Source organism: Salinicola sp. MH3R3-1, from assembly GCF_001937155.1.
In the GTDB taxonomy this organism is placed as follows: domain Bacteria; phylum Pseudomonadota; class Gammaproteobacteria; order Pseudomonadales; family Halomonadaceae; genus Salinicola; species Salinicola halophyticus.
In genome coordinates, this window is sequence record NZ_MSDP01000072.1 from 1 (window position 1) to 445 (window position 445).

The window sequence follows — 445 nt, forward strand, 5'->3', positions numbered from 1 at the left end:
CGTGAAGGTCCCACCGTTGGAGCCGGCAATCGCCTGCCCCACGCTACCTCTTACGCCGTTGACAGCGCTGACGCTCAGGATGCCGCCATCGACATCGCTGTCGTTGGCCAACACGCCCTGGGCCGCGGCGATATTGAGAGTAGCGTTCTCGCCCGTGCTGCCGGTATCAGCGACGGCCACCGGGGCATCGTTGGTGCCAGTCACCGTTACGGTCAGCGTCGAGGTGACGGTGCCGCCTTGGCCATCGCTGACGGTGTAGCTGACTTTAGTGGTGTCGGTCTGACCCGCGGCCAAGCGATCGAACGCAGTACCCGGATTGAAGCTGTAGGAGCCATCCGCGTTCAGCGTGAAGGTGCCACCGTTGGAGCCAGCAATGGCCTGCCCCACGCTACCTGTTACGCCGTTGACAGCGCTGACGCTCAGGATGCCGCCATCGACATCGCTG

At 64.0% G+C, this 445-nt stretch carries 1 protein-coding gene; it reads right to left on the bottom strand.

All coding sequences use genetic code 11. The annotated features are described in order from the left end of the window. Nucleotides 1-445 (bottom strand): Ig-like domain-containing protein (locus BTW08_RS18340; RefSeq protein ID WP_168170687.1); only part of this gene is annotated, 445 nt, incomplete at both ends.